This is a genomic window from Flavobacterium sp. (assembly GCF_020217025.1).
In the GTDB taxonomy this organism is placed as follows: Bacteria; Bacteroidota; Bacteroidia; order Flavobacteriales; family Flavobacteriaceae; genus Flavobacterium.
The window spans coordinates 1-10,000 of sequence record NZ_JAIWOF010000204.1; the positions used below are offsets into that span (position 1 = coordinate 1).

At 32.6% G+C, this 10,000-nt stretch carries 13 protein-coding genes, 1 tRNA gene and 1 pseudogene; 10 read left to right on the forward strand and 5 right to left on the reverse strand.

Annotated features, from left to right (window positions below):
- Positions 1–166: 166 nt before the first annotated feature.
- From LDL23_RS10525 to uraH, 3 genes are read left to right on the forward strand one after another with little or no spacing between them, the layout of a single operon-like run.
- Positions 167–736 (forward strand): Crp/Fnr family transcriptional regulator, encoded by a 570-nt coding sequence (locus tag LDL23_RS10525; protein WP_291265660.1) that lies wholly within the window; start codon positions 167–169, stop codon positions 734–736.
- 60 nt (positions 737–796) lie between these two features.
- A complete protein-coding gene (locus LDL23_RS10530; RefSeq protein WP_291265661.1) occupies positions 797–1,306 on the forward strand; it encodes a heme-binding protein in 510 nt (169 codons plus the stop codon).
- Positions 1,307–1,321: 15 nt separating this feature from the next.
- Positions 1,322–1,729, forward strand: coding sequence for a hydroxyisourate hydrolase (gene uraH, locus LDL23_RS10535; protein ID WP_291265662.1), 408 nt, complete (start codon positions 1,322–1,324; stop codon positions 1,727–1,729).
- Between the two features lie 151 nt (positions 1,730–1,880).
- Here uraH and LDL23_RS10540 read toward each other — a convergent pair.
- Positions 1,881–1,954 (reverse strand) — tRNA-Arg (locus tag LDL23_RS10540).
- Positions 1,955–2,025: 71 nt separating this feature from the next.
- On the opposite strand from LDL23_RS10540, the gene LDL23_RS10545 reads away from it, so the two are divergent.
- Entirely contained in the window at positions 2,026–2,538 is a 513-nt protein-coding gene (locus tag LDL23_RS10545) for an adenine phosphoribosyltransferase (protein ID WP_291265663.1), read from the forward strand.
- Positions 2,539–2,620: 82 nt separating this feature from the next.
- Here the strand turns inward: LDL23_RS10545 and LDL23_RS10550 are convergent, their stop codons facing one another.
- Together LDL23_RS10550 and LDL23_RS10555 are read right to left on the reverse strand one after the other, a co-directional pair.
- On the reverse strand, positions 2,621–2,761 hold the full coding sequence (locus tag LDL23_RS10550) for an SsrA-binding protein (protein ID WP_291265664.1): 141 nt from the start codon (positions 2,759–2,761) through the stop codon (positions 2,621–2,623).
- 77 nt (positions 2,762–2,838) lie between these two features.
- Complete coding sequence (locus tag LDL23_RS10555) at positions 2,839–4,065, reverse strand: MFS transporter (protein WP_291265665.1); 1,227 nt, start codon at positions 4,063–4,065, stop codon at positions 2,839–2,841.
- 84 nt (positions 4,066–4,149) lie between these two features.
- Here LDL23_RS10555 and LDL23_RS10560 point away from each other — a divergent pair, with 84 nt between their 5' ends.
- Genes LDL23_RS10560 through LDL23_RS10570 form a run of 3 tightly spaced genes read left to right on the forward strand, consistent with a single transcriptional unit; the run spans position 4,150 to position 6,135 of the window.
- Positions 4,150–4,740, forward strand: a complete 591-nt coding sequence (locus LDL23_RS10560; protein ID WP_291265666.1) for a DUF1684 domain-containing protein — start codon at positions 4,150–4,152, stop codon at positions 4,738–4,740.
- The gene (locus LDL23_RS10565) at positions 4,733–5,380 is read left to right on the forward strand and encodes a TatD family hydrolase (RefSeq protein ID WP_291265667.1); all 648 of its coding nucleotides are present in this window, start codon (positions 4,733–4,735) and stop codon (positions 5,378–5,380) included. Before LDL23_RS10560 ends, LDL23_RS10565 begins: the two co-directional genes overlap by 8 nt.
- A 32-nt stretch (positions 5,381–5,412) precedes the next feature.
- A complete protein-coding gene (locus LDL23_RS10570; RefSeq protein ID WP_291265668.1) occupies positions 5,413–6,135 on the forward strand; it encodes a tRNA threonylcarbamoyladenosine dehydratase in 723 nt (240 codons plus the stop codon).
- Positions 6,136–6,167: 32 nt separating this feature from the next.
- Here the strand turns inward: LDL23_RS10570 and LDL23_RS10575 are convergent, their stop codons facing one another.
- Entirely contained in the window at positions 6,168–7,196 is a 1,029-nt protein-coding gene (locus LDL23_RS10575) for a GyrI-like domain-containing protein (protein ID WP_291265669.1), read from the reverse strand.
- Positions 7,197–7,494: 298 nt separating this feature from the next.
- On the opposite strand from LDL23_RS10575, the gene LDL23_RS10585 reads away from it, so the two are divergent.
- Positions 7,495–7,878 (forward strand): nucleoside triphosphate pyrophosphohydrolase family protein, encoded by a 384-nt coding sequence (locus LDL23_RS10585; protein ID WP_291265671.1) that lies wholly within the window; start codon positions 7,495–7,497, stop codon positions 7,876–7,878.
- A 52-nt stretch (positions 7,879–7,930) separates the two neighbouring features.
- On the opposite strand, the gene LDL23_RS10590 is transcribed toward LDL23_RS10585, so the two are convergent.
- Positions 7,931–8,998, reverse strand: a complete 1,068-nt coding sequence (locus tag LDL23_RS10590) for a branched-chain amino acid aminotransferase (protein ID WP_291265672.1) — start codon at positions 8,996–8,998, stop codon at positions 7,931–7,933.
- A gap of 242 nt (positions 8,999–9,240) precedes the next feature.
- On the opposite strand from LDL23_RS10590, the gene LDL23_RS10595 reads away from it, so the two are divergent.
- A complete protein-coding gene (locus LDL23_RS10595; RefSeq protein ID WP_291265673.1) occupies positions 9,241–9,732 on the forward strand; it encodes a DUF4920 domain-containing protein in 492 nt (163 codons plus the stop codon).
- Positions 9,732–10,000 (forward strand): annotated as a pseudogene (locus LDL23_RS10600) (hypothetical protein); the annotation flags it as partial. The gene LDL23_RS10595 and the pseudogene LDL23_RS10600, both read left to right, overlap by 1 nt.

Consider the following 10,000-nt stretch of genomic DNA (forward strand, 5'->3'; position numbering starts at 1 on the left):
AAGATTTAGCTTTTATCTTTCTCTTTCTTCTGTTGAAATAAATTTATAAAATTTTCAAAGAACTTCCTTTTGCAAACATAGGATGACAAGTTAGAATACAACAAACTATTAACACTTTCCTTCTTTAAAGTTGCTTACATTTGAAAATACTTAAAATGAACAGGTAATGTATGAGGCTCTGAAAAGGTTTATTGCTAGTAAAGGCGACATCGATGGAACTACATTGGATGTTATTTGTTCGCATTTTGATTTGGTTGCTACTAAACGAAATGAAATTCTTTTACAGTATGACCAAATTGCCAATTATTATTATTTTGTGAATTCAGGTGCGGTTAGAGTGTTTACGATTACCGAAGAGGGGCAAGAAATTTCCCGTTACTTTGCCTTTGAAGCTACCTTTGTAACTGCACTACCTAGTTTTATTGACCAAAAACCAGCGGAAGAGTATCTTCAAACCATTGAAAAATCAAAATTAATTCGTATTTCAAGAGACGATTTTTACCAACTTGTAGCAACTCAACCTGTTTTTGCGAAAATATATACTGAAATTTTGGAATTAGGTTTTATAACTGCACAAAAACGAATCTATGGTTTTCAAGGCTATGATGCCCTTTCTAAGGTGAAGTGGGTTATTAAAAACCAACCCCAATTACTTTTACGTGTTTCCAATAAAATGGCGGCTTCTTTTTTGGGAATTTCTCCTGCCACACTTAGTCGTTTGAAAGCTAAATTATAAAAACGTTGACTTAAATCAATGTTTACGAAATGGGCACTGGCTAACTTTGCCTAAAAAAACATGAAAACTATTGTATTTATCTTTTTAGGCAGTTGCTCTTTTTTATTTGCCCAAAATAAACCAACTCCTATCGACACTCCGTTACTTACGCAAAGTGATTTGAGTACTAGTCAATGCCTAACTCAAAATGGTGCTTTAAAAGTAATGTTAAAAGCCAATGCATTGGCAGCAGCCACAAACAAGAAAATTGCAGTTGCCGTCCTTGATGTATCAGGTCGACCACTATTACTAACGATTGCAGAGGGTGTTGGTCCTCATAATTTTGAAGCGGCCAGACGTAAAGCCTTTACAGCCTTATCAACCAAAAAAGCAACGCTTTTATTAGCTCGAAATGCCAATGCCAATCCGGATACTCAGAATTTAAATACCCTTCCCGAATTGTTGTTACTAGGTGGAGGTGCTCCAATTGTAGTAGATAACAAAGTTATTGGTAGTGTTGGGATTGCTGGTGCTGGAGGTCCAGAGCAAGATGATGCCATAGCCCAACAAATAGTTCAAATGTTCAAATAATAAAATGTATATCGTATGAAAAAGTCAATTATTTTAGGAATTCTGATGTTGTTTTCTACCGCAATGGTAGCACAAACCGAAACGTATCAATTATCAAGTCATATTTTAGATGTGAGTAAAGGAACTCCAGTAAGCGGCGTAACAATAAAGCTTGAAAAGTTAGTAGAGCAATCGAACACGTGGATAAAAGTAGATGAAAAAGTAACCGATAAAAATGGTAGAATTACCGATTTTTTAAAAGGAAATACTTCGAATAAGGGAATTTATAAGCTTACTTATTTTACGAAACCTTATTTTGAACGCAATCAAACAGAGAGTTTTTATCCTTTTATAGAAGTGGTTTTTCAGATTTCGGATAACAGTCATTATCATGTCCCAATTACCCTTTCTGCTTATGGTTATGCTACGTATAGAGGCAATTAAATAAAATGGTTATAAAATTAAAGTCTGTAAAGCGTTTTGTTTTGCAGGCTTTTTTTGTGTAATTGAATTTTTAATTGATTTGTGTGTTTTAGATTAGTGGTTTTAAGAAACCTATTTAAAACAAAAAAGCCCTGCATTTGCAGAGCTTTAGTGACCTCGACTGGATTCAAACCAGTAACCTTCTGAGCCGTAATCAGATGCGCTATTCAGTTGCGCCACGAGGCCGATTTTGTGAGTGCAAATATAGATATATTTGTGTAAATTGCAAACCCTAACAAGAAAAAAAGTAAATAAAAATGAACTTACAAGACTATATCCGTGATATTCAAGATTTTCCAAAACCAGGAATTGGTTTTAAAGATATAACTCCGTTGTTACTTTCGCCTGAAGCGACCGCTTTTTGCTTAGAAACATTGGTTAATTCGTTGCAAAATCAGAAAATTGATAAGGTAATAGGAGTGGAGAGTCGTGGTTTTTTCTTTGGAATCTTATTAGCACAAAAATTAAATGCCGGATTTATTCCGGTTCGTAAGCCTAAGAAATTACCTTTTAACACAATTAGTGCTTCTTATGAATTGGAATATGGTACAGATACTTTAGAAATGCATGTGGATGCAATTCAACCCGGAGATAAGATTTTAATTCACGATGATGTTTTGGCGACTGGTGGCACTGCAAAAGCGGTTTGTGAATTGGTTGAACAATTAGGTGGCGAAATCGTGCAAATGAATTTCTTAATGGAGTTGTCGTTTTTAAACGGAAGAGCGAAATTAGGGGATAAGGAAATTTTTGCTGCTTTGACTTATTGATTTTGAAACATATGAGTCATATAAGTTTTATTGTTTTAAACTAAAAGTTGTGATAAGTTCATAAAAGCCTGTTTTGCGTGACTTATTTTAAACTTTTTATTGTAATCCAATAACGATACGCTATAATTGCTTTTTGCCAATTTTTAGCTTTTATAGGATCTAATCCTTGTTTGGTAAAACTGGGTAAAAGGGCTTTGTTAAGTTTGGCTAGTAATTTATACATGGTTAAATTTTTGGCAAAGATATAAAAATAAAAAATCCCGAATGAATCGGGATTTTGTCATTTACTAAACTGCAAGATTATAAATTATGTGATGATTCATTTTTAACCAATTTCATTGTCCAGATAAAGAGTGTTACACCTATAACGCCTAGTGTTCCCATGAAAAACCAGTTGGTTTGGTAACTAAAACGATCGATTATTTCCATTCCCGTTTTGGCACTTAAAATATGGGCTAAACTATAACTCATGGTAAAAATAGCCATATAACGCCCTTCGTGACCTTTAGGAGCACGACTCATAGCAAAGGAATTGGAGAATGGAAAAGCGAACATTTCGGCAAACGTCATGAAAATCATCATGATGATTAATATGCCTGCCCAATTATTCACTAACAACAAATAAATACTTATCGCCATCGCCAAACAGCCATAGGTAATGACTTTTAGTTTGTTGATTTTGTGTTTTTCAATGTAACTCACAATTGGCATTTCTAAGAAGAATACTAAAATACCATTTAAGGTTAGTAATAATCCTGTTTGAAATTCGCTCAAGTTGAATTGCTCTTTGTGATATAGTGGAATCGTTGTAAACAATTGGAAGAATAAAATTCCTGTGATTAAAGTACCCGTTAAGAAAATCCAGAAAGGTGTGTCTTTAAAAACCGAATGTGTAAGTACTTCTCCTGGATGTTCTTTATCAGTATATTTTGATTTTTTCTTTTCTTTTACTTTGATCCAAAAAATTAATATCGCTAAGATACAGCTTGTTCCGTCGACCCAAAATAATCCTTTGTAACCAACACTCATGATTAATAATCCTCCAAGTGCTGGTCCAGCTGCAAATCCTAGATTAATGGCCAATCGTACCAAAGTTAAAGCGCGAGTTCTATTTTCAGGTTTTGCATAAGCTCCTAAAGAAACAAACATAGCGGGACGAAACATATCGGCAACCGTCATGATTAAGAACATCGCAATTAATAATCCTTCAAAACTTGTAATGAATTGCAATCCAAAGAAAGCAAATCCACTCGTCAGTAAGCTGAAAATCATGATTTTGTAAAACCCAATTTTATCTGATAATTTTCCGCCTAACCAAGACCCAATAATTGAACCACAACCAAAACTAACCATTATCCAACCCACCTGACTGTAAGAAAAATGCAAGTCTTCCTTCAAATATTTAGATAAGAAAGGAAGTACCATAGTGCCGGCACGATTGATAAATGTGATTAAGGTAAGGATCCAAATTTCGCGAGAAAATCCTCTGAAATTATCGATGTATTTGTTGAAGGCGTTTTTTAACATGGTATTATTTCTGTTGCAAAATTACGAAAGCTCAAGACAATAAAATGTTATAGAAATTATATATTTTTGTAAAAAATGCATCACATGAAACAACTTTTGATTTTCTTATTCTGTTCGGCTTTTGCGTTTGCTCAAAAAGACTTGACTTCAGCTGAAAAATTTCAAGCCGAACTTAACAAAAGTTATGCAGATTCCTTGAAAAGTCCTTTGATGAAAGCCGATTTAAAAACTTTTAAAGGGTTGGATTTTTTTCCATTGAATGACAAGTATATTGTAGAAGCTACTTTTATTCGAACTAAAAAGGAGAAAGCTTTCGGAATGAAAACTACAACTTCTAGAACGCCATTATATGTGAAATATGGTGAGCTTCATTTTTCAATTGATGGTAAAGATTTAAAATTGAATGTTTATAAAAATATTGATTTGTCAAAAAAATCAGGTTATGAGGATTATTTGTTTCTTCCTTTTTCTGATTTGACATGTGGGAAGGAAAGCTACATTGGTGGACGATATGTAGACATGAGAATGCAAAAAGGAAAAACATGGACCATCGATTTTAATAAAGCGTATAATCCGTATTGTGCCTATAATTATGAATATTCGTGTCCCATTGTCCCTTTAGAGAACGATTTAGATATTGAAATTAATGCTGGAGTAAAGAAATTTCATGACTAAATTCATCAATTTACATACGCATACATTTTCAAATCTTTCGGATGTGATGGAAGTTGTGAATCAATATCCGTGGGAATTTGACGCATCGATTCCTAGTTATTCTATTGGTATTCATCCTTGGTATATCGATGAAAATCGTTTGGAAACCGATTTAGAAATTATTAAACAAAAACTTCAATTAGATGAGTGTTTAGCATTGGGAGAATGTGGATTAGATAAACGAATTGAAATCCCATTAGATTTACAAATTTCGGTTTTTAAACAACAATTAGAAATCGTAAAGCTAACGAATAAACCTATTGTTTTGCATTGTGTGGCGGCTTATGATGAAGTGATTGCCGTCAAGAAAGAAATGAAAATAGAGAACCCAATGATTATTCATGGTTTTTCAAAAAACGAACAAGTAGCGCAATCGCTCCTTAAAAACGGATTCTACTTATCGTTTGGAAAATACTTACTTCGTAATCCAGATTTAGAAAAAGTATTTACCTTTGCACCCGAAAATCAAATTTTATTAGAAACCGATACGATTGAAGAATCCATTTATCAAGTGTATGAAAAAGCAGCTTTGATAAAAGGAATTTCGGTAGAAGAAATGAAAACTATAGTTTTTACTAATTTTTCAACGATTTTCAGTTAAACAATTAATCAATTTAACGATTCAACCCAATTATGGCCAAGTGGAAAGAAAGAGCAGTATTGCTATTTAAAGAAGAAGGTATTCAACGATTAGAAAACGCGAATGTTTTAGTGGTTGGATTAGGAGGAGTAGGGAGTTTTGCTGCCGAATTTTTAGCTCGAGCTGGTGTAGGAAAAATGACTATTGTTGACGGTGATGTAGTAGATATTACGAATATTAATCGTCAATTGCCCGCTTTGCATAGTACGGTTGGGCAACCAAAAGTAAAAATTGTTGGCGACCGATTGATGGATATTAATCCCGATTTAAAATTAACGCGCATTGAAGAGTTTTTATCTCCAGAGCGCGCTTTTGAATTGGTTACTCCTGAATTTGATTACGTTTTAGATTGTATCGATAGCTTAACACCAAAAATCAATTTGATAGTAGCTTGTAAACGCAAGAAAGTGAAAGTTATTAGTAACATGGGAGCAGGAGGAAAGTTTGAGGCTGAAAAAGTGCGTGTAAAAGACATCAGCAAAACCGATTATTGTCCGTTAGCGAAACAAGTAAGAAAACGGTTAAAATTGGAAGGAATTTCAAGTGGTGTTAAAGTAGTTTACTCCTTTGAAAGACCTGATTACGATAGTGTAAAAATGACCGATGGCTCTAATTTCAAAAAGTCGTTTTATGGAACGAATAGTTGGATGCCTGCATTATTTGGTTTGCATGCAGCAGAAACGGTTGTTAAACATTTGATAGGAAAAAATAAGTAAAAAAATATCCCGATGAAAATCGGGATATTTTTTTATTCTGTTGGTTTAGTTGTTGTATTTTCTACTGGCGCTGTAGCACCTTCTTCAGCTGCTTCTGGTTTTGGTCTAGGAATATAAACTCGTTTTTTAACAGGAACATAAACTTCGGTAACCCAATTAGATGGTTTACGTTCTTTCGGTAAACTTACTTTATAAACTTCAACATACTTACCATTGCTGTTATCCTCAGTAAGTCTTTTTTGGTTAACATATTTACGCGCTTTATTCCAAGCTTCTTTTCTGTGCGAGTAATCACCTTTTAAAACAACTTTTACAGCTAAAAATTCATCGAAATGTCCGCCAGAAATCTCACTTCCGGGTGTCGTTAAAATTTCTTCTTCAACAGGTACACACATGGCAAAAATGATTTCCTTGTCATTTGAACTAATGCTTTCGTAAGTAATAAATGGTAATCCTAAAATTTCAATATCATTCTTTTCTACAAAAGCCATCATATTTTGCAACATCGATTTAGATACTTTTTGGAAATCAGTTATAGTACACGTATCTACTTGTTGGATATAATTGGTTGCGTGTTTTGTAACCAATCCACCAATGGCTATTTTGTATGAGGTTAGCTCTTTTACTAAGTAAGTATCTATATTGTTTAAGCCTTCATCTAATTTATCCCCTAAAACATTATCAACTCCACCTTGTAAAACACTCAATAATTTTAATTCAAAATCTAATTTTCCTTTTAGTTCCCAAGTAATTAAAGCCCCTTTTTTTGTGTTTTGAAAACGTATAAAAGATTCGTTTTTCATACCAGAAATAGTGATGTTTTGTAAAATTGTATCACTAGGAATTAACTTTAGATTTTTGAAAACAGTGTTGTCTTTATTCCATGGATTCCAATCGATCAAAGCAGTACTATCAGAAACAAAATTGTAAACAATATCTTTTGAAACTTTTATTTCTTTTGAACGCACTACCTTATAATCGCTTTGCTGAGTAGCAACAAATACAATAAATGCTACACCTAAAAGAAGTAATAAAAGAAGTATGTATTTTAAAATTCTCATTGAGACATGAATTTGTTTTTCAAAAGTAAGAAAATTAATCTTTCATTAGTACTTTAATTAGAAAGAGTAATCCAATAAAAACTAAAAAACCTAAAAATATCCAATATGTCCCTTTGTAGAACGGTTTCATTTGTTTTAAATCTTTTCGATACACTATAATCATAGTAATTACAAATACAATAACAAAGAAAATAGCAAAGTAGATTTGGCCTGTTGAAAACATATTGAAAATTTTTACAAAAGTAATAATTTAATAGTATCTAATTTTCTAAATTTAGTGAAATTTATACTATAAGTTATGCAAAAACAATTAAAAGCAGTAAGAATATTTCACGAAACCTATGGTTTAGGTGTAAGTGAAGAAATGAAAGCCGATTTAGGTGCTTTAAAAAACGAACTTCGTTACAATTTAATGAAAGAGGAAAATGAAGAATATTTAGAAGCCGTTCAAAATAATGATATCGTTGAAATCGCGGATGCTTTAGGAGATATGTTGTATATTTTATGTGGTACGATTTTAGAACACGGATTACAACATAAAATAGAAGAAGTTTTTGATGAAATTCAACGATCTAATATGAGTAAATTAGGCGAAGACGGAAAACCAATTTACCGTGAAGATGGAAAAGTAATGAAAGGGCCTAATTACTTTAAACCTAATTTTTCGGATATTTTAAAATAAAAAAAAGGCGATTTCAATTTTGAAATCGCCTTTTTTAAATATTTCTAAATTCTTATATTTTAACAGTCCACCCAAAAGTATCTTCTGCTAATTTATACTGAATATTTGTTAATTTTTCTTTGATTTCAAGCGCCATTGAATTTTCTAATTTAGGCAATTCATAATAATGGTCTCGGAATGAAAATCCAACGATTGGATTAATCACAGCAGCCGTTCCAGCTCCAAAAATTTCTTTTAAAGTGCCATTTTTAGCTGCTTCAACAATTTCTTCTACTAAAACAGGACGAACTTCAATGTTGATATTTTCTCTTTTTGCTAATTCGATAACACTTTTACGAGTAACACCATCTAAGATTCTTTCGCTTGTTGGAGCTGTGTAAATTGTATCATTAATTCTAAAGAAAACATTCATTGTTCCCGCTTCTTCTAACTTAGTATGCGTTGCATCGTCTGTCCAAATGATTTGTTGGAAACCTTGTTCGTTAGCTAATTTTGTTGGGTAAAATTGAGCTGAATAATTTCCAGCTGCTTTTGCTGCTCCAATTCCTCCGTTTGCTGCTCTACTGTAGTGTTCAGCAATAATTACTTTAACTTCTCCCGAATAATAAGCACGAGCTGGAGATAAAATAATCATAAAACGGTATTCTTGAGAAGGCGCTGCAATTACACCATGTCCAGTTGCAATCATAAACGGACGGATATATAACGTATTTCCTTTTCCTTTTTTTACCCATTCTTTTTCAATTTCTAATAAACGGTGTAAACCTCCTAAGAAAATATTTTCAGGAACTTCTGGCATTGCCATACGGGTTGCACTTTTATTAAAACGGTGAAAGTTTTCATCAGGTCTAAATAACCAAACATCATCTTGTTGGTCTTTGTAAGCTTTCATTCCTTCAAAAATAGCTTGTCCGTAGTGGAACACTTTTGCAGAAGGATCAATCATGAAAGGTGCATAAGGCTCTATAACAGGTTTTTGCCATGCTCCATCTACATAATCGCACACTAACATATGGTCTGTAAATACATTACCAAAGGTTAAGTTTTCAAAATCAACCTCGCTGATTTTTGAATGAGGAGCCGAAATAATTTCAATTTCGTTTAAAGTTTTTAATTCCATTAGGGTCAAACTGTTATAAAATTAGTTTTGTATAATCAACAAAAAAATAGTCGATTTTTACATATTGGTTGCAAATTTACTAAAAAAAAGAAGTTTTATTTTTACTTCTTGAAAAATAATTATCAACAACAAAGGTTTTAATTTCTTGATAAAAACTTCAATTTAAATAAAATGAAACTTTTTTTGATGCGCCGAAAATATAAAAAATATAGTTATTTTTGTTGAAAATATTCACATTTAAAATGAAAAAAATACTAACTCTTTCACTTTTAACAATCGTATTTGTTAGTTGTGAACAAAAACAAGAAGCAAAACAAGAGGAAGCAAAAGTAGCTTATGCTGTTTTTGGTGACTCCATTTCATCGGATGGTGCTTTAACTAGTGCAGAAATGATGGAAAAATTTAAAACTTTAAAAGAAGGAGATACTTTAGAAGTAAAATTCAAATCGGGTATCAACGAAGTTTGTCAAAAGAAAGGTTGTTGGATGACTTTAGATTTGGCTGATGACAAAGAAGCTTTTGTGAAATTTAAAGATTATGGTTTCTTCGTTCCAAAAAATGCACAAGATAAAGATGTGATTGTTAACGGTAAAGCTTTTGTTAGTATTGAAAGTGTTGATGTTTTAAAACATTATGCTAAAGATGCTGGAAAATCGCAAGCAGCTATTGACAGTATTGTAGAGCCAAAAGTGACGTATTCTTTTATGGCTGATGGTGTTTTAATTGCGAAATAATGAAAAAGTTAATTCTACTTTGCTCTTTTGCTCTTTTGTCTTTTTCGTGTGATAAGAAAGCGGATGAAAAAGCAACAGATAAAGAGACTTGTGAAACCGATTCAAAAGTAAACAAAGATGGTTTTGAAATGTACGAAATGTCAGAAATGGCGGCTTTGATGGAGCAAATGTATGTGGACAACCAGCGTTTGAAAGAACGCATTATAAAAGGGGATACGATAGGTAAATTTCCGCAACACTTTATAAAAATTCATAAAGCGGTGATGAC